The organism is Leadbetterella byssophila DSM 17132, from assembly GCF_000166395.1.
GTDB lineage: Bacteria > Bacteroidota > Bacteroidia > Cytophagales > Spirosomataceae > Leadbetterella > Leadbetterella byssophila.
In genome coordinates, this window is record NC_014655.1 from 604,495 (window position 1) to 623,335 (window position 18,841).

20 protein-coding genes are annotated in these 18,841 nt (G+C 41.6%); 9 read left to right on the top strand and 11 right to left on the bottom strand.

All coding sequences use genetic code 11. The features are described 5' to 3' along the window. Window positions 1–35: 35 nt before the first annotated feature. From tamL to LBYS_RS02810, 3 genes are all read left to right on the top strand, one after another. On the top strand, window positions 36–2,501 hold the full coding sequence (gene tamL / locus LBYS_RS02800; RefSeq protein WP_041823401.1) for a translocation and assembly module lipoprotein TamL: 2,466 nt from the start codon (window positions 36–38) through the stop codon (window positions 2,499–2,501). 107 nt (window positions 2,502–2,608) lie between these two features. Beyond that, complete coding sequence (locus LBYS_RS02805; RefSeq protein ID WP_229310450.1) at window positions 2,609–2,926, top strand: bleomycin resistance protein; 318 nt, start codon at window positions 2,609–2,611, stop codon at window positions 2,924–2,926. A gap of 400 nt (window positions 2,927–3,326) precedes the next feature. Next, on the top strand, window positions 3,327–3,926 hold the full coding sequence (locus LBYS_RS02810) for a DUF998 domain-containing protein (protein WP_013407384.1): 600 nt from the start codon (window positions 3,327–3,329) through the stop codon (window positions 3,924–3,926). A gap of 6 nt (window positions 3,927–3,932) precedes the next feature. Here the strand turns inward: LBYS_RS02810 and LBYS_RS02815 are convergent, their stop codons facing one another. Both LBYS_RS02815 and apaG read right to left on the bottom strand, forming a co-directional pair. Further along, complete coding sequence (locus tag LBYS_RS02815; protein ID WP_013407385.1) at window positions 3,933–4,691, bottom strand: O-methyltransferase; 759 nt, start codon at window positions 4,689–4,691, stop codon at window positions 3,933–3,935. Window position 4,692: 1 nt separating this feature from the next. After that, window positions 4,693–5,079, bottom strand: coding sequence for a Co2+/Mg2+ efflux facilitator ApaG/CorD (gene apaG, locus LBYS_RS02820; RefSeq protein WP_013407386.1), 387 nt, complete (start codon window positions 5,077–5,079; stop codon window positions 4,693–4,695). 83 nt (window positions 5,080–5,162) lie between these two features. On the opposite strand from apaG, the gene ung reads away from it, so the two are divergent. The 3 genes from ung to LBYS_RS02835 are packed head-to-tail and all read left to right on the top strand — an operon-like array spanning window position 5,163 to window position 7,220. Next, window positions 5,163–5,822, top strand: coding sequence for a uracil-DNA glycosylase (gene ung / locus LBYS_RS02825; RefSeq protein WP_013407387.1), 660 nt, complete (start codon window positions 5,163–5,165; stop codon window positions 5,820–5,822). Continuing rightward, window positions 5,822–6,943 carry a THUMP domain-containing class I SAM-dependent RNA methyltransferase gene (locus LBYS_RS02830; protein ID WP_049781293.1) on the top strand — a complete coding sequence of 374 codons (1,122 nt, stop codon included), beginning with the start codon at window positions 5,822–5,824 and terminating at the stop codon, window positions 6,941–6,943. Before ung ends, LBYS_RS02830 begins: the two co-directional genes overlap by 1 nt. 1 nt (window position 6,944) lies before the next feature. Then, the gene (locus tag LBYS_RS02835) at window positions 6,945–7,220 is read left to right on the top strand and encodes an Lrp/AsnC family transcriptional regulator (RefSeq protein ID WP_013407389.1); all 276 of its coding nucleotides are present in this window, start codon (window positions 6,945–6,947) and stop codon (window positions 7,218–7,220) included. On the opposite strand, the gene LBYS_RS02840 is transcribed toward LBYS_RS02835, so the two are convergent. The 5 genes from LBYS_RS02840 to LBYS_RS19385 all read right to left on the bottom strand — a co-directional run bounded on the left by LBYS_RS02840 (window position 7,209) and on the right by LBYS_RS19385 (window position 9,140). After that, on the bottom strand, window positions 7,209–7,559 hold the full coding sequence (locus LBYS_RS02840; protein WP_013407390.1) for a DUF2200 domain-containing protein: 351 nt from the start codon (window positions 7,557–7,559) through the stop codon (window positions 7,209–7,211). The two genes, LBYS_RS02835 and LBYS_RS02840, sit on opposite strands and share 12 nt — an antisense overlap. A 478-nt stretch (window positions 7,560–8,037) precedes the next feature. Further along, a complete protein-coding gene (locus LBYS_RS19225; RefSeq protein WP_013407391.1) occupies window positions 8,038–8,205 on the bottom strand; it encodes a hypothetical protein in 168 nt (55 codons plus the stop codon). Continuing rightward, a complete protein-coding gene (locus LBYS_RS19845) occupies window positions 8,145–8,318 on the bottom strand; it encodes a nitrilase-related carbon-nitrogen hydrolase (RefSeq protein ID WP_148225752.1) in 174 nt (57 codons plus the stop codon). Before LBYS_RS19845 ends, LBYS_RS19225 begins: the two co-directional genes overlap by 61 nt. 148 nt (window positions 8,319–8,466) lie before the next feature. Beyond that, window positions 8,467–8,841 (bottom strand): hypothetical protein, encoded by a 375-nt coding sequence (locus tag LBYS_RS19380; protein WP_222836529.1) that lies wholly within the window; start codon window positions 8,839–8,841, stop codon window positions 8,467–8,469. Between the two features lie 62 nt (window positions 8,842–8,903). Further along, entirely contained in the window at window positions 8,904–9,140 is a 237-nt protein-coding gene (locus LBYS_RS19385; protein WP_222836530.1) for a hypothetical protein, read from the bottom strand. 319 nt (window positions 9,141–9,459) lie between these two features. On the opposite strand from LBYS_RS19385, the gene LBYS_RS02850 reads away from it, so the two are divergent. Beyond that, window positions 9,460–9,798: a hypothetical protein gene (locus LBYS_RS02850; RefSeq protein ID WP_222836531.1), complete on the top strand. Its 339-nt coding sequence runs from the start codon at window positions 9,460–9,462 to the stop codon at window positions 9,796–9,798. A 581-nt stretch (window positions 9,799–10,379) separates the two neighbouring features. Here the strand turns inward: LBYS_RS02850 and LBYS_RS02855 are convergent. Beyond that, a complete protein-coding gene (locus LBYS_RS02855) occupies window positions 10,380–11,591 on the bottom strand; it encodes a hypothetical protein (protein ID WP_041823404.1) in 1,212 nt (403 codons plus the stop codon). A gap of 106 nt (window positions 11,592–11,697) precedes the next feature. Between LBYS_RS02855 and LBYS_RS02860 the strand changes: the two genes are divergently transcribed. Next, on the top strand, window positions 11,698–12,081 hold the full coding sequence (locus tag LBYS_RS02860) for a hypothetical protein (protein ID WP_013407393.1): 384 nt from the start codon (window positions 11,698–11,700) through the stop codon (window positions 12,079–12,081). Window positions 12,082–13,006: 925 nt separating this feature from the next. Next, the gene (locus LBYS_RS02865; protein WP_013407394.1) at window positions 13,007–13,852 is read left to right on the top strand and encodes a hypothetical protein; all 846 of its coding nucleotides are present in this window, start codon (window positions 13,007–13,009) and stop codon (window positions 13,850–13,852) included. 23 nt (window positions 13,853–13,875) lie between these two features. Here the strand turns inward: LBYS_RS02865 and LBYS_RS02870 are convergent, their stop codons facing one another. The 3 genes from LBYS_RS02870 to dinB all read right to left on the bottom strand — a co-directional run bounded on the left by LBYS_RS02870 (window position 13,876) and on the right by dinB (window position 18,813). Next, complete coding sequence (locus tag LBYS_RS02870) at window positions 13,876–16,920, bottom strand: DNA polymerase III subunit alpha (protein WP_013407395.1); 3,045 nt, start codon at window positions 16,918–16,920, stop codon at window positions 13,876–13,878. A 559-nt stretch (window positions 16,921–17,479) separates the two neighbouring features. Beyond that, complete coding sequence (locus LBYS_RS18945) at window positions 17,480–17,659, bottom strand: hypothetical protein (RefSeq protein WP_013407396.1); 180 nt, start codon at window positions 17,657–17,659, stop codon at window positions 17,480–17,482. Next, the gene (gene dinB / locus LBYS_RS02875; RefSeq protein WP_013407397.1) at window positions 17,656–18,813 is read right to left on the bottom strand and encodes a DNA polymerase IV; all 1,158 of its coding nucleotides are present in this window, start codon (window positions 18,811–18,813) and stop codon (window positions 17,656–17,658) included. The genes LBYS_RS18945 and dinB overlap by 4 nt, the downstream gene beginning before the upstream one ends. Window positions 18,814–18,841: the final 28 nt, after the last annotated feature.

The window sequence follows — 18,841 nt, forward strand, 5'->3', positions numbered from 1 at the left end:
CTTTGCTCAAGCCCTTACTACATATTTTAACTCTATTGGCAGGGCTCTCCTTGTTTTCCTGTAAAAATAATATACCTCCCCCTCAAAATAAGCTTTTGTTGTGGAAAAACCAGTTCAAAGGGCAGGAGAAGGTTTTCAAAGAGGAATTGGAACTCATCATTCCATTTGCTCAAAGAGAAAATTCAAAACCTTTCAGTCTGCCCATTACACCGAGGGTTTGGTGGTATAATTTTGGCCAAAATAATTTTGACTCTTTAAAAACGGCCAGAAGATGGGCCAATAAAAAGCTTGCCCTTGAACGTCTCAAAAGTGAGGAAGGGTATTCTTTAAAGAAAGCGGCCAAATGGGAAAGAAAAATGGAGCGTTATGAGACCGCTTTGGAAAATAAGATCTCTTGGTTCTATGCGAATATAGGTGAGCCCCAAGTCTATATTTCCCCTGAAGATGTGCAGGAAACAGCCTCTCGTATCCAGAAATACCTGTTTGATCGTGGCTTCAGAGATGCCCAGGTAGCGGGGGATACCATAAGACTAGGCAAAAAGCAGAGATATAACGTCAGATACCAAATCCAAGAAGGAGATTTGTACAGGATAGACTCCCTTTTCTATGTGGTAAATCATCCGGTGATGGATTCCCTGCTACAGGCTGATGTTAAGAACCGACTGTTAAAGTCGGGAGATCCTTTGCACCACCAACAAGTAGAAGCGGAGAAATTACGCCTCGAGCAGTTGTTCAAGAACAATGGCTTTTACAGCTTTAATAATCGATACATCACCTACGGGGTTACAAATTATGAGCAAAGTGAAGAGCTGTTCAAAGAAAGGAAGGAAGGGAATCTGCAATTGCAGATCCTTAATCCCGTATTAGGTTCACACAAACAGTACTATTTAAGGGATGTGATCTTTAAGACCTTTGACCCTAATAGTAAGAATTCTCGTCCAGATACTACGGTGATTCGAGGGGTGAAATTTATTCGGCCTGATCATTCGGTTCCTTTGAGTTTGATCAGAAATCGAATATTTACCAAGCCGGGTGATTTGTTCAGTAATGCGGCTATATATGAGACTCAAAGGCAGATTTCCCTGTTTAACCAATTCTCTTTTGCCAGTTCTCAATTGAAGGTGGTAGATTCTACTCATCTGGATCTAGAATACTTTGCCCCTGTTCAGGAAAGATTCACTTTCGGTATCTCTCCGGGGATTAACAATATATACACTGACGGGAACAGTTTCTTTGGCTTCGGTGTGCCGGTATCGCTTTCTATGCGCAATGTTTTACGAAAACTGGAGATCATAGAACTGGGGGTTAGAGGATCTTATGAAGGTCAGCCCACACCTATCCGCACCTCTGAAAATGCCATAAGAGGTAGTTTAGAACTAGGAGGGAACCTGAACATTACTCTACCTGTCCTATTTCCCTTCCACCCTAAAGGCAGAAGGGTGAATCTGATGAACCCTAGGACCACCTTTGGTATTGGCTATAATTATTCTGAGCCTTTCTGGGGAACGAGAACGAATTTTAAATTGACCGCGGGTAATTCCTTGCAGCTAAATAAATACGCTATCCTGTACATGAATTTCTTGGATGCGTACCTGATTAATACCTCCTATTCAAACAATGCCTCCGGTAGAGAGTTTTACCGGACCTTAGACTCTTTGCAGCGGATTGGTAACAACTTGAAGGTGACCTTTGACCCACAATTTGTCTCATCTATAAATGCGAACTACGTCTATAATAATCAAGACCCTAGTAAGCCTTTTTCCACTTCTACCTTCTTCCGCTTTTTTATTGAGTCCGCTGGTACGGTATTGAATTTCACTAAGGATAAGGAGAGGATTGGATTAGTAGAAGATCTTTTTCCCATGTCAGCGGGACCGGATTCCGTTCGAGCCTATTTCCAGTTCCTGAAGTTCAATGCTGATTACAGAAGAAGCATAAATCTGAGCCCCAAAAGTAGTTATGCCTTCCGGGTGAATTTAGGGGTAGCGAATCCCTACGGGAAGAACAAAGCCATTCCCTACGATAAAAGTTTCTTTGTAGGAGGCAGTAACAGCATCAGGGCTTGGGCACCGCGGTCTTTAGGTACGGGGTCATCTGCATCTGACACCACGGCTGTAGGGAATACCATTCCTCAACCCGGAGATATTCTGTTAGAAGGAAGCATTGAATACCGAAGGAATATTATACGATTTGCCGGGAATATTCAGTTGGCCCTATTTATGGATGCCGGAAATGTGTGGAAGTGGCATCAGATCAATATTCCTGAGCGGTATAACAAATCCAATTTTGATTTCGGTAGGTTTTATAAGGAAATCGCAGTGGGAACAGGTTTTGGTGTGCGCTGGGATTTAGGCTTCTTCCTGTTCCGTTTCGACTGGGGGATCAAGGTGGTAGACCCAAGTAGGGAAGAAGGGGATAGGTTTGTGTTAGATAAGTTCTCATTAAGAAGAAGAGCGCCCTATGGTCTAAACCTCAACTTCGGTATAGGTTATCCGTTCTAATTGCTACATTTTTTAACATTGATTTTTAGGCACTTGAGGGAAATACTTATACATTTATAGTGTAAGATTCAAGAGCGATGTGGAAATCCGTCTGTCCGAAATTGCCCATGCGTAATAATTTCATTACACAGGAATACTATGTAAAGGGTTTAGAGTTTGAAGTTTTAGGTGATTACGGAGATTACTTAATGCTTAAGAGAGACGAGGTAGAGCTGCATTTTTTTCTTTTCGAAGCGCTGGATCCTTACCAAAATTACGGACAGATTTATATTCGTGTAGAGGATATAAAGAAGATTTATTCGGGAATTAAGGTTGTTATATATAGGCTGTTGGAAGATAAGCCTTGGGGTCAGAGGGAATTCAGTCTTTTAGATCCGGATCATAATTTGATAACATTTGGGGAGGACATTCCTTCTTTGAAATAAGGTACCTGTTGAGAATGAATTAGAAGAATTATAGGAGTAAATCTAAAAACTTACAACCCGGTATCTCGAGGCTTGTATTTTAACTTTCAGACAGGGGAAAGTTTATTACATTACAAGGAAGTATTTAATGCTGAAGTTAAAGCGGTTTTGGTTCCGTATAAGTATGAGTTAGTAAAGTGCTTAGCATTTCAAGTTGATGTGGTCTCTACCTATTCAACAAAGAAACGAACGTTTCTGCTGAAAGGAATACGGAAATAATATACATTTGAAGAATAAGGAGCTTGCCAAAAGTATTTTGGTTGCTTAGACGGCTGTTGGTTAAGAAGCAGTACCCATGCAAGTTGTGTTTTGGGGGGCTTATTTTAGAAGCAATCAGGTTAATGCTGAATTATAGTTACTCATGAATTTTATAGCAAAGGTCTCTGCATACGGGTTTATACTACTATTCATTCTCTTGCATCTGTTAAAGCCAGAAATTGATCCTACTTGGCAGCCTTTTAGTTATTATTTGATTGGGGAATACGGTTGGCTTATGCAATGTGCATTTCTTCTTCTTTCCTTATCTTTTTTTACTTTTGCTTTAGGAGTCATTAAAGTTTTACAGACCTGGAGGTCCAAAATGGGGGCAGTATTGTTTGTCCTTGCAGGTATCGGCAATGTATTGTGTGCCTTCTTTTATCCGGATCCCCTACATGCTGAACCCACCTTGCACGGTCAGTGGCACGCCATTGGCTTTAGTTTGTTAGGAGCGGCTTTGCTAGGAACTCTATTTATATGTTTGCAGTTTTACCGCCAATCAGACGTGAGCTTATTTAGAGGGAGGATACTCTTTGCTACGGTTCTTTTTGGGGCCATAGAGATTTCTATGATCTTCGGCATGCTCCTATACTTTGATGGGCCTGAAAGTGCTATGGGCGGATTAGGACGATTGGTGATACTTATGAGTGCCATTTGGGTCATCATTACTTCCAATGCACTTGCGAACAAAAGCGTAGTTTAAATCCTCTTATTTAAGTACAAAGTGCTGCTTCTCTACGCCTTTGCGGAAGAAAACCATGCCGACATGGAAGAAATCCAAGGAAAGGGAAACTTCCTTTCTTTTTTGAATCTCCTGCCAGGCCTTTTTCATTTCATCTGACCAGTAGATATCATCAAAAACCAGCACTGAACGCTCATGAACTTTAGCTAGGCACTGTTCAAAGTAGCTTAGGGTAGGAGTATACCTGTGATTTGCGTCAAGCAAAGCAAAATCTAACTTTTCTATTCTCTCCAATAGATCCGGTAAGGTTTGATCAATATTTCCTACGTACGTATGAATGTGGCTTAACTCCAGTTGGTCAAAATTTTCCTCAGCCACCTGCAGAGTTTGGGGGCATCCTTCTAGGGTGTAGACTTTTCCTGTTGGTGCTGCTTTGGCTAAATAAGAAGTGGTTAAGCCTAAAGAAGTGCCTAATTCAAGGATATGAGAATAGTTATAGTGTCGGATTATCCTATAGAAGAACTGAGCCCAGAAGGGGGACTTTAGCGCATGTTTAGCTATGTCTTTAATGGTCCGATTCTTATAATGGGAGCCTGCTCCGAAATCAGTGATCTGTATGGCACGATCATCTGCTCGTAATTTCTTCCTTAAGTTTTCAAGTTCCTGGAACTCTTCTTGAGGTGTAAAATCCTTGTAGATTTTAGTATATAGTTCAAATACAAAAGGAGAATGAATGCTATGGGCATTTCCTGCCTTAATATAATACCGTAAGAAGTCGAAAAGCATTTTAGTTTAAGATATATGGAACCTCTAGGAGGAACTCGGGGATAGAGATTTCAAATGTCTTACCGTCTCTTACCCTTTGCATGATATATTTTCCCTGCATTTTACCTACTGTGGAAGCAAAGTTACAACCAGAAGTGTATTCAAAACTTTCCCCAGGTTCAATAATGGGGAATAATCCCACCACACCTTCTCCATTTACTTCGTAGGCGGTACCGTAGGAGTCAAAGATCTCCCAATGCCGGGTTAAAAGTTTGACCGTAACGTCAGTAGTATTTTCTATGTTTATGGTGTAGGAAAAGGCATAGAGATTCCGCGCCGGCTGAGAATAGAACGGCTGGTATTCCGGTTTTACACTAACCTTAATCCCATGAGTAATGGCAGTGATCATTCGATCTATTAACGCGAAACTTGTTAAATATTTGTAAATTAAAACATAATTTTGTCGCAATTCAATACGAGAACCTTTTTTTAATGAAGATACATGAATCCTGGAAGGAAGTGCTGGCAGAGGAATTTGAAAAGCCCTATTTTGAAAGGCTGAAGGAGTATGTCAGACAAGAGTATGGTACACAAGTGTGTTACCCTCCCGGAAGATTGATCTTTGAAGCTTTTAATCAGACTCCTTTTGAAGAAGTAAAGGTGGTTATTTTGGGTCAAGACCCCTATCATGGCCCTGGTCAAGCTCACGGACTTTCCTTCTCCGTACCACCGGGTGTGGCTTTTCCTCCTTCTCTTCGGAATATTTTTAAGGAATTGAAGGATGATGTGGGAAAGGAAGTGCCTATGAGTGGTGATTTGACGGAGTGGGCAAGGCAAGGGGTTTTACTTCTGAACGCCACTTTAAGCGTTAGGGCAGGTCAGGCCGGTTCCCACCAAAACCAGGGCTGGGAAACCTTTACAGATGCAGTGATTCATCTACTGAATCAAAGGAAAGAAAATTTAGTCTTTTTACTTTGGGGAGCATATGCTCAAAACAAAGGTAAATTTATAGATCCAAACAGGCACTTGGTGCTTAAAGCGAAACATCCGTCTCCGCTTTCCGCTAATTCCGGTGGGTGGTTTGGTACCAAACATTTTTCAAAAACAAACGAATACCTACAGCAATTAGGTAAACCAGAGATCAAGTGGTAATGGATAAATACGAAATGGTAGCCACCACCTTAATGGGGCTAGAAGATGTCTTGGCTAAGGAAATCAAGGCATTAGGAGGAGAGAAAGTGAAGGTCTTAAAGCGGGCTGTGAGTTTCGTAGGTGATGATGCATTGTTGTATAAAGCTAACTTATCACTGCGTACGGCCTTAAGGGTACTGGTACCTTTAATTGAGTTTAGAGCTCATAATGAAGAAAAACTATACAGGGAGGTTAAGGATTTCCCTTGGGAAGATGTGTTCTCTTTGGAACAAACCTTCATTATAGATGCAGTGCTTAGCGGAACTGTCTTTCGGCACTCCCAGTTTTTGGCTCTAAAGACCAAAGATGCCATTGTAGATAGATTCCGTGAACGAACCGGTCAGAGACCAAGCATAGATACCCAAAACCCGGACATCTACCTTAATATACGAGTTCACGAAGATAAAGTTACCCTGTCAATCAACTCTTCAGGTGTAAGTTTAGATAGAAGAGGATATAGACGAGTTTCTAACGAAGCTCCCATTAATGAAGTGCTGGCGGCAGGTATTATACTGCATACCGGTTGGAATCCTACTCAACCCTTCATAGATCCCATGGCCGGTTCCGGAACCTTTAGTATAGAGGCGGCATTGATAGGGACTGGCATACCGAGCGGTTGGAACAGGTCATTCAGTTTTCAAAATTGGTTAGAATTTGACGCCAATTTATATGAGAAGGTTCGTTTTGAACTGAATAAAAAAATAAGTGATCCTAACCTGCAAATTCATGCCCGGGATTTGTTAAATTCAAGTTTGGAACTGATTGCCAAAAATGCTGAAAAGGCGGGAGTGGAGGATTACCTAAGCTTGAAGAAAGAGGACTTTTTTGAATCTGAACCCAAAGGAAGTGGGGGAGTAGTGGTATTGAATCCTCCGTATGGTGAAAGATTGAAGATCAGTAATGCGGATGCCTTTTACAAGAAGATGGGAGATACCTTAAAACAGAGGTACAAAGGATTTGATGCCTGGATTATCAGCTCTGATTTGGATGCTTTGCGCTCTATTGGCTTGAGAGCAGAAGAAAAGATAGAAATGATGAACGGGGGGCTTCCCGCTCGTCTCTTAAAATTTGAAATGTTTTGATATGGTTACTGCAGTAATTTTATTTTCAGTGGAACGCTCCCACATCAATGCCGTAGGTGAAGAGTTGGCGGGCACCAAAGGTATTACAGAGGTTTTCTCTGTAAGTGGTCAATACGATTTAGTGGCCCTGGCCCGTGTTCAGAAGAACGAGGACCTAGCTGATCTGATGACCAAGACCATAGGTAATCTGCCGGGTATCATCAAAACGGAAACGTTAATTGCCTTCAGAACCCTATCTAAGTACGACTTAGAAAGTATGTTTGACTTAGGATCTTAAGATCTTTTCCATTTTTCTTCCTTTGGCAAGTTCATCTACGAGCTTGTCCAAGTATCTGGCTTTTTGGGTGAGAGGATTTTCTAAGTTCTCCACTCTATAGCCGCAGATAACTCCTGTGATCAAATGTGCATTCGGATTAAGATTTGCTTCTTCAAAGAATTGTTCAAAGGTAGATTTCTTGTTGATCTGCGCTTGTAAAGCGGAGTCATCAAATCCTGTCAACCATTCAATCACTTGCTTTAACTCCTCTTCTGTTCGTCCTTTACTCACTACCTTGGTAACATAATGGGGATATACAGAAGAGAAGGTCATTCTGGCAATCTTTTCATCGTGGGTCATAGTCTCTCTATATTTTCTGAAGTAAATATATGCTTAGTATTTGATTATCTGCTGACAAACCCTTGTGATTTTGTATGGATAATTTGGTCCAAAAAAGATCATATGAAAAAGCCATTTGTAGCACAACATGGTGAAACCACAGCCACAGGGACTCTATTAAACCAACTGGGTTATGAAAGCTCTGAACCCATGCTCTTCGGAGAAGGTTTAGGGTAGATGTATTGGAAGATGAAAAACATGGATGGGAGGGAGAATCCAACCGGATCTTCTAACGCAAAACTTGGCCAGGAACCTAGGATTAACTTTGGATGGAAAAGAGACAGGGTCTAAAGAACGAGGCTGGTTGGAAGTAATGTAATTTTTCACGGACCTAAATCCTTCACGACAAATGCTGATGAGCCCTTGGATGTGAAACACTTGTCCCGGCTTCCCGAATGTGATCCTCAGAGGGGGTTCATTGGTTTTTAGTTTGGTATCCCTAAATTTGGCCATCCAACATATGCCAGGTACCGTCCAGATAATTTGTCATGGGAAGGGCCAATGGATACTTCTTCGCAATGGCTTGTGCAGTCAATTGCGCACCTTTCAAATCCTGGGGATCTGGTTCTTCTCCCATGAACCCGGCAGGAAGGTTTCCGGAAAGCATAGGATGCTTGCTTTCTTCTTCGCTGCCATCTTTGAATAGGTCTGCAAGATCTGAAGTCCATCCGACAAAGACCAGGGGAAGGGGCTAAGGCGAACTTCATAGGTTCTTTCCATGCCAGAACGGAGCTCAAAGATAAGAACTTTCCTTCATTAGGGTTTGAAAATCTAGTTATGGATTATCAATCAATGAATGAAACTTTAATGCTCTTTTTCAATGTTATATTATATAGGGGTTTATATTCTTTAGAGGGCAAATTGCCCCTCAAATTGCCCCACTTCTGGCTTGAATTTCTTCGAAATATTCCATAACTTTTTCCTCCACGTTGTAGTTGATGTTTACGGCATCTGGGTAAAGTTCAGTTCTCAGTGATTTATAGAGAACCACTGCATTCTTCAGACTGCTTAGTAATGAGAGTTTGGAGTATGTAGGAAGTGTGCCTAGCAAATGATCGAGATCTTGCTTAAGTATGGTACTTTCTACTTTTCTTACTCCACGAGGAAGATTCTTGTTCTTCAAATGAACCAAAGGACCTAGTACCACCATGCGCAAATATCCCAGGAAATCAAAAGCTTCCATGTATTCGCCACATCCCACCTTTAGCAAAGCATAATGTATCCAAGTCCAGAACAGATTCATTGGAAATCCGGATGAGGAAAGTGGGATGAGGTCGCATCGATAATCCTTTTCAGTGAGCCGTCCTAATCCAGAAGAATATGTGGGTTTTCTACTCTCTCTTTAAATTCTTCAAGGCTTACAAACTCTACATGCAATAATGGATGGTCATATAAGCAAATCAACACTAGTGGTTCACCCACGTGCTCTCCTGTAAAGGCCGACAATAAAGGACCCATTTTTCTGGCATACAAGAGCATACTTTCCTTCTGCGTTGAAATCTTATCCTTACTAACTATAGTTAGATCGGAAAATTCATCCAACTGACCCGCCTACAGCTAGCCCTAAAATGTCTTTTTCATCGTGAAGTGCCTTGGGCGCTTGTTGAGCAAATGGGAAATGTTGCATACATTTTATTTTCGATTTGCAAAAGATATAGATAATTTCTGATAATCAGAATTTTAATTATTTTTGGATACTAATGAAATAATTCATGGATTTAGAGAAAAGATATGCAAAATATACTGATCATCAGATTTAGAAGTATTAGAAAAAAGGGATGACTTCACTCCGTATGCAGTAGAGGTGGCATATAAAGAATTACAGAAAAGGAAGCTCTCAAGGGAGGACATAGAAAGGTATGTGGAGACAAGAAGAAAGGAAAAGCGTAAAGATTATTATAAGGAGAATGTTTTAGTCCTTCCTACGTATAAAAAGTTTCTATTCTTCTTGATGGTTATTCCGTATCTAATTCCTTTGTTTACCATTTTCTACAAATTGGAAGGGGAATTATTAAAGCTAAATCAAGGTAAATATTATTCTATTATGGGTTTTGTTGCATTGGCTGTTGGGAGTTTTAGTGAAGCAATTATAAAAGTAGAGTGGTTGTCTTATTGCTTTTTTATTACTGTCTTTTTAGCTTTACTCTTTGTTGTCAAACGTTTTGAAAGTGTGTTTTTGCCGATATTTCTGAGCGAATGACCTTTCCGTCATTCACATTTTTTCTTCAGAATTTCGAGGTATATAATTTGTGGAATTCTGTCACTTTTCTGCACTTCTTCCTAATTTTTATAATCTAGTTTTGCTCCCCAAATTAGGAAGTATAGTACCCATTTACTGCGATTATAAGGAATCCAGGTATGGATCCTATGAGCTGTGCAAAACCATTAATTTGATCTTTACATAAAATCATTAACGGATCCTGTCCAAAGGTGGTTTCCTTTATCCGAATATTAAAACACGATTTCTGTTCCATCTAGCAGGTTCCATGAAGGAAAACCCTTTGGCTTCCACTAGGAAAATTTGGGACAAATTTTCATAAATGACGGTGTACAAAAATGCAAGATCAGCGTTATTACAATTGCGTAAACTTCATTCTTCTATAAATATTACAGTAAGAAGCTGATTTATACTGGATCAACTCTTGTCTTTTAGAAAGGGAATTTTTGACTGGTCATTCCTGAGAAGTTATATTTGTCTAATAAATATTGCCTTTAGAAACATCATTCAACTCTGTTTCTTGGGAAATGTTCTTGGGGGAAGTTTAAAGCTTAGAACGGGTTTCATGGGCTTTTCTTGGATATGGTAAATGTGCCCTTATCGCTTTCTATTAGTGAATAATCTTCATTGAGATTTAATTCCCATCCTTCACCTTGAACTAGATTCATCTGCGGGTTGTACTTTGGTAAGCTAACTCTGACTTCTTTCCAATCTTCACTAATAAGGGCTTCAGAGTTTACGGTTAATTTACCCCAATTATCGATCACGGTGAGGGTAGGATAAACTGTCCCATAGGGAGGTAGAGGGAAGATATTCCTCGGGTCAAATGAAATGTTCATCTTTTCAAGCGGCAAGACCACATGGGCTTGATCTATCAGTTGGGCTTTATACGCCAATGCTCTTTTCCGGTTGGTTTCCGCTCGGATTTCTTCTTCCTCTCGGATGAGTGCCCCCTGATATACATTCTCATCTGCCACTGCTGTGCCCCACGCGTCGAGAAAAATCTGGGTTAGGTTCGAATCATTATTCAATTTTTGATTCCATTTAACATCTTTTTGCCGTAGTAAATACCCATACACAGGTATGGTTTGGTAGGCAAAAGACCGTACGTAGGTGGGGCTCTTGATGAAGCGGTCTATGGCTGATCTGAAATAGGTTTTCGTATCCTGCTTTGTCCTATTGCTATGTATGATTCCCGTAAATTCTGCCAAGCCTTCATTCATTTCTAGGAGGTTTTCGTTTTGAACCTTAGCAGGATATAGTGAATGTCTTTTCTGCCTAAAGTATAAGGCATTTTGGAGATGGAAATCTTGCCGAGTTGTTTCCTCCAGAGCTAGTTTTAAAGCCTCTAGTTCTAGCCTTAGGTAGATTCTCCCGTCCTTATCATTAAGGTGGGAGCAGTCGGGATTGTTTTGTTCAAACCCCAGATCCTTCTGTGCTCTGTGGAATAATTCATGCGTTAGGAGTTGGATTCTTCCTGTCTTATCCTGTGGTAAAGGCAGGATGAGCATTGCCCAATGCGTTCCATTCCAGTGGATGGAGGTGTTACCTAAGTTTACGGAGTCAGGTAAAATACCTTCCACTAAGGATTCTCCCGGCTTGATGGTATAGATTTTCCGACTTTGAGGTTCAACGAAAAGTAAAGGGGCGTACAGGTTTTTATTCCAAAGTGAAGAGAAAACGGTACAAGCTTCTTCCACTTCTTGGACATATGGTTCGATTTGGGCCACAGCATTGAAGTGCAATAAGTAGAGGAAAAGAATCAACTTTTTCATGGTAGTAGGGCTAATACTTAATAAAAGTAAGTGATTCGATCTTATTTTCAAGGCGTTTGGCAACAAAACCATGTTCGAAACAAGTGCCTTACCTTTAATTTGATCTATGGGAAATAAGAAGTGTGCTAGGGTGTTTATCCTTATCCAAGGTGCAATGATGGTATTCCACCTTCTGGTGCTTTTCCGGATAATTCCATTCGATAAGGTCTGGGGAGGTCAACTTAGCTCGGTATCGGATATGTATAGATTCGAGGGCCTGGCGATGCTTGTTCATGCTTTTGTCATTTGGTTAGTAGGGATGAGAGTGGGAATTTTCAGATCTCTGATGAAAGAATCCTTATTGGACAAGTTTTTATGGTTACTAATGGTTTTCTTTCTTCTCAACACTGTAGGGAACCTCTTGGCTAAGACCACTATGGAGAAGGGATTCGCTGCTGTGAGTTTAGCATCTGCGTATTTGGTGTGGAGGGTAAGATATAGTCAATATTGATGCTAAAGATGTATTGAAACAGATGGGAATTAAAGGCTTGGTGAAATAATCTTTAGGGTAGATAATTTGGTTATCTGCTAAAGTTACCTCGAGTATGCTCTGCATGGTTCGAAGTACTGGAATAGTGATAGGCAACGTTCACAATCCCGGCTTTTACTAGATTTAGATGTATATAGTTTGTTTTTTGCCAAAGTATTTTTGAGGATTTTATTTCAGTAGGCGGTTGCCTGATTGCTAGAGTTGGTAATTTGCTCCGTTATTTCTTCGGGAATTGGCGAATTCAAATCTATCCCTTCTACTCTCTTTTAGACCATGATCATTGCGCAGGTAAATTTTTTGAAGTCGCGGATCAGATCGGAAGTTTGCCTTTTTCAGATTGGATGATGAAGTGTATATGCATGGACATGATCACATCATCTCCTTTTCGCGACAGCAATATTTTAGGCTGTCCATTAAAATATCTCTTTCTGGAAAAGATATCTGCCCCATCCGGTCATTGTGAGGAAGTGTGGCTGATCTTAATGTAAAATCCTGATTTCATGGCATAAGGGTTTATGCCATGAAATTAAATCTATACAGTATGTAGGGGGTTGGTATAGGGTGCGTTTCGCTTGCGCTACATGAAAATAAATTTTCATAACTTAAAAATCCCGATCTCACCCGTCTTCAGGCTGAGTGAGCGTGTTTAAAAATCTTTAGATTACATTATTTTTTTAAACTTCAGAATCCGAAGATTCTGTAACGCAGCACGGAATCTAATTCTATATCTAGATTATAATATTTAAATAGTGTGTTCTTTGTAAATGCTTTGTAGATAGAGTATTAGTGTATTATTTCTTTTGAATTCTGGAAATTGATGATTATTTTAGTATGGGTAATTCAATATCCTAAATTTAAGAAACTATCGATGTAAGAATCCACAATTATGTCTAATTTAAAGATAATCTATAACCAGATAGAATATGATTTAGAAGAATTAATTGAAGAGACACGAAATTTTTCTAGAGAATTAAAATTGCCAGACATTTTCCTCAATTCTGTTGATTATTTGAGTATCCAGTATTTTTTCGATATTGGTTACAGTATTTCGAATCAAAAATTTACAGATTTATTTTATGTTCTTCAAAGTGCAAAATTTGCATTGATTAATGCTCATACTAAAATTCATAGATATGGAGTTGTGTGGAAGGGAGGTTACCGATCGCAAATGTGGCTAAGAAAGCAATATCTACTGAATTCCCTTCTATGGTATAATAGTTGCGAGGATTATATTCTTCAAAGTATTTGGTTTGCTTTTGATTTTTTTGATAAAGAGGCAAATTATAGTCAGGAAATGGCTAAATGTAACTTGTCTAAAATTACGAAAATTTTGAAAAAAAAGAAAGGTTGTCATAATTGCGATTTTCTATATAAAATGGTGTGTGACTTTCATGAAAGTGAGGTGATAAAAGGACTTAGAGATCAGGCTAATGATTTAAAACATAGGCAGTTCCCAAAAATCAATGGTTGTGACTCAATTTCAGGCATAGAAGTTATTATGGGAAGTAAAAAGGCATCTGATTATTTCCCGATTTTTTATGATATCGATGATACAATTGAGAAGTTAAAAGTTGCCCATATCGAAATTGTTGCATTTGCAAAAAAAGTATTTGATTTTATTGATTTAAAAGGTATGTATCATTACGGAGAAAATAATGATATCAGGATGGATAAAATGAAGAGTTTTGATCAATATAAAAAAATAAGTGTAGCAAATAATTTTTATACTTGATTTACAAGACTTCTATTGCTATTTCAACTGCCTAGCCTCCACCTTGGCAGCCCAATTTCATGTGCTTGAGGATAAGGCGCGCGCTGAGTTAGGCTGATGTCCTCGCGGATTTGTTCATGTACTTTATACTCCCTGTCTTTATCATGGATATAACGAGGATCCGGTATGAATGGCAAACGGGCCATACGTGTGATGGTTACCGTAGGAAAATGATAGTCCACCTCCACTATGCCTTTCAACAAGTAACAACCTCCCCCCTGAAAAGGATATTGCTTCAGGCTATTGGGGAAGTGTGCAGTATCAAAGTATTGGCCCTCTACATCAATCCAGGTTCCAAAATACATAGTGCCCAGCTTCGTGGGTACATGCTTCCTCGAGATCAAATAAGCCAACATCTTAACCTCCTTTTTATGATGATGCACCAGGTCTTTGACCAAGACACTCCCCCGGTATTTCGTCTTCAAAAGGTCAAAAGGAGAACAGGATACCGGGAAGCCCAATAACTCAATCTCGTCAAAAGCATCCTCAAAGGGAGAGCGTTCCAATTTCGGCAGGGTATACTCTTTGCTCGGAGCCTGGATGAGTTCCGGAGCACGGATGATGGCCTTAGTGAGGAGCAGTCGGGCTTGAACCAGTAGCTCGTTCTTGCTCTTGCCCGTAAAGCGGAAGGCTCCTATAAAGATCAAGATCTCTAAGGCTTCCAATCCCACCGGTACACGTTTGATAAAGTCTTCCAGGTCTAAGTACTCTCCATTTCTGTCCCTTTCAACTACAATCTCATTCATGATTCTGGCTTCTAAGGATTGGAGATGCATGAAGCCTAGATAGATGTCTTTGCCGTAGATGCTGGTCTCCACCTTGCTTTTGTTTACACAGGGATTCAAGATGTTCCCGCCTGACATGCGGGCCTCATGGATATACACCTCTGTTCGGTAGAATCCCCCTTGATTATTGATCACGGCTACCATGAATTCCAAAGGATAATAGACCTTTAGATAAAGGCTTTGGTAGCTCTCCACCGCATAGGAAGCAGAATGCGCCTTACAGAAGGAATATCCGGCAAAGGATTCAATCTGACGGTACACCTCTCTGCTCAGATCTTCCGGGTGGCCTTGTTTGGCACAGGAGGCGAGAAAGTTATCTTTCACCCTTTGTAGGGCGGAGAGAGAGCGTCCTTTTCCACTCATGGCCCTACGTAAGATATCTCCATCCGCCTCTGCTATACCTCCATAGTATAAGGCTACCCTTATCACATCTTCCTGATAGACCATGATGCCATAGGTTTCTCCCAGATGTTCCTCAAATACCGGGTGAAAGTACTCAAACTGCCCGGGGTTATTGTGCCGGAAAATGTATTCCCGCATCATTCCACTTTGTGCTACGCCCGGTCGGATGATGGAAGAGGCCGCCACGAGGGTGCGGTAATTGTCGCATTTCAGTCGGCGCAAAAGCCCACGCATGGCAGGGGATTCTATGTAGAAGCAACCTATGGTTTTGCCTTGGGACAAGTAGACGTTAGCTTGAGCCTCGTCTTTGGATAGGGCCGGATTTCGGATGTCTACTTCTATGCCTTGGTTTTCCCGGATCAGCTTTACGCTGTCGTTGATGTGGCCAATTCCTCTTTGGCTCAGAATATCAAACTTTTCCAATCCTATTTCCTCTGCCACGTGCATATCGAACTGCACGATGGGGAATCCCTTAGGGGGCATCTCGAGGGCGGAATAGGTAGTCAGGGGTTCTTCTGAGATCAGGATCCCACAGGCATGCATGCTGCGTTGGTTCGGGAATTTCTCCAGAAGACTGCCGTAAAAATGGATCTGCTGCACTACCGAGTTTTGGTCGTGAGTAGATTGGGGAGAATTGGTCAAGACATCCAGCTCTTCTTTGGGTAAACCAAAGACTTTGCCTACTTCTCTCAGAATGGATCTGTATTTAAACTCTACGTTTGTGCCGCAAAAGGCCACATGGTGCTTGCCGTACTTCTTGAAGATATAGTCCAAGATGATGTCGCGCTCTTTCCAACTCCAATCTATGTCAAAGTCGGGTGGCGACTTACGATTCAGGTTCAGAAAGCGCTCGAAATACAGGTCCAGTTCTATAGGACAGATGTTCGTGATGCCCAGGCAATAGCTGACTATACTGTTTGCCCCACTTCCTCGCCCTATGTGCAGAAAACCTTGGGAGTTGCTGAACCTTACAATGTCCCAGGTGATCAGAAAGTAGCTGTTGAAACGGAGCGCGTGGATGACTTGAAGTTCTTTTTTTAGTCGGGCGGAGGCTTCCGCGTTTTCCGTGCCGTACCTTTTTTCTAAGCCTTCGTAAGCGAGTTTTTCTAATAGTAGTCGGTCTTCCTCCAAGGAAGAGGTGAAGTGCTTTTTGTTTTTTGGAGTTTTGAAATCAAATGAGAAAGAACATTGGTCTAAGATATATTGGGTGTTTTGAATGATCTGGGGATACTGTTTATACAGCTCCTTGAGTTCTTGTTCCGGGCGCATGTATTCGTGCGATTTACAGAAGTGGTCCAGTTTCGACAGGACCACATTTTTGTCTATGGCTCGGAGGATACGGTGGAGTTGGTATTCGTTTTCGTCCCGAAAGGTCACGGGTGCCAAGACCACCATCCGGTCTAGGTAGGCCCGTAGCTCAGGGCGGATGAGACTGTGGATCTCGTCCGGACGTATGCCCAGGTATTCCCGATTTCGGAGGGTAGGAGGGCAGTTTTCTAATGGATAAACCGTAAAGAGGTGTTTAAACTCCGGAGCTATGGGCAGGAGAGGGGTACCTTCACAGTTGTGCTCCGTAAGCAGGGTGCAGATTTCCTTGATGCCTTGGGCATTTTGTGCCAAAGCGATGTACAGCAATTGGTCCTCTTTTCGAACTTCCATGCCCACTACCGGCTTGATGCCGGCATCCTTGCAAGCTTTTTCGAAGTCATATATGCCCGTTACGGTGTTGATATCCGTTAGGGCAAGGGTTTTTACTCCGCAGCGTTTAGCTTCTGCGACGAGTTCCTCTAATGGAATGGTGCCGTAACGTAGGCTATGATAAGAATGGCAGTTGAGGTACATTTTGTGAGATTCTATATTTATTGTTTAGTCGTTCCACAGATCAGATGGTTCTTTGATCCGAAGCCCCTTTGTATACTCCTTCCGAAGCTCAACTTCGTTTTGATCCGAAGACCCTTTGTGTAGTCCATCTGAAGCTCAGCTCCGTTTTAGATCCGAAGACCCTTTGTGTAGTCCATCTGAAGCTCAACTTCGTTTTGATCCGAAGACCCTTTGTGTAGTCCATCTGAAGCTCAACTTCGTTTTGATCCGAAGATCCTTTGTTTAGTCCATCTGAAGCTCAGCTTCGTTTTGATCCGAAGACCCTTTGTGTAGGCCATCTGAAGCTCAACTTCGTTTTGATCTGAAGAACCTTTGTATAGTCCATCTGAAGCTCAACTTCGTTTTGATCCGAAGACCCTTTGTGTAGGCCATCTGAAGCTCAGCTTCGTTTTGATCCGAAGAACCTTTGTGTAGTCCATCCGAAGCTCAGCTTCGTTTTGATCCGAAGAACCTTTGTGTAGTCCTTCTGAAGGTCAGCTTCGTTTTGATCCGAAGAACCTTTGTGTAGTCCATCCGAAGATCAACTTCGTTTTGATCTGAAGACCCTTTGTATAGTCCATCTGAAGCTCAGCTTCGTTTTGATCCTAAGAACCTTTGTATAGTCCATCTGAAGCTCAGCTTCGTTTTGATCCGAAGAGCCTTTGTATAGTCCTTCTGAAGGACTAGGCTGATTCCCTGTTGGATCTCTTCCTATGCTCATGTATGAGCCCTTTTTTTGATGAATCCTTCCGCTCGGATGACGGACTCGGGGCCAAAGCGATGTTTGATCTTGTCCATGGCTTGGTACAAGGACAGCATCTCTTCCGTGTCTTCAAATAATCGGATTTGTAGGTTTCCCCGGACCAGGCCGGTAAAGCGCACCCCTATGAGTCGGATACGCATACGCCTGTGGTAGAGTTTTTCAAACAAGTCCAATACGCAGGAGAGCAATACATGATCTGCAGAGGTATAAGGTACTCTGCATTGTTTGGTTTCCGTGTCAAAATTCGAATACCGGATCTTAACCGTGACGGTAGAGGTAAGCCAGCCTTCCTCGCGCAATTGGAAAGCCAACTTCTCCACCATGCCTGAAAGGACAGAACGGAGCAATTTTAAATCTATAGTATCTGTACCAAAGGTATTTTCGGTAGAGATAGACTTTCTTTCGGTATAAGGCTCCACCGGACTGTAATCTATTCCGTTCGCCTTCTTCCAAAGCTCAGCTCCATTCTTTCCTATCATCTGCTGAAGCACATCTACAGGCATTTCCGCCAAAGTGTGGATATAGCGTATGCCTATGCGGGAAAGGAGTCTGTAAGTAGCTTCCCCTAACATGGGAATCTTCTTGATGGAAAGAGGATTCAGAAAGGGCTTGATTCGGTCTTGAGGGATCTCTATCTTCCCGGCCGGTTTGGATTCCCCTGTACCTATTTTAGCTACCGTTTTGTTCACGGAAAGAGCGTAGCTGACCGGCAAGCCTGTCTCCTTCTGTACTTTTTCCATGAGTTCCAGGGTCCACTTGGAAGCCCCGAAGAAGCGGTCTATGCCGCTGATGTCCAGATAGTGTTCGTCTATACTGGCTTTCTCTACTATAGGAGCACTGTCTTCTAGTACTTGGGTGACCAGAGAAGAGAGTTTAGAGTACTTCTCCATGTCTCCACGTATCACCCGTGCATCCGGGCAGAGGCGTAGAGCCATTTTCATGGGCATAGCAGAATGTACTCCAAAGTACCGCGCTTCATATGAACAAGAGGCCACTACTCCTCGATCCCCCCCGCCAATGATGACAGGTATACCTACTAGCTTACTGTTCTCCAAACGCTCACAAGACACAAAGAAGGTGTCTAAGTCCATGTGTACTATTATGCGATCCATTTTGAAAAATTTTACGAAAATTACTACG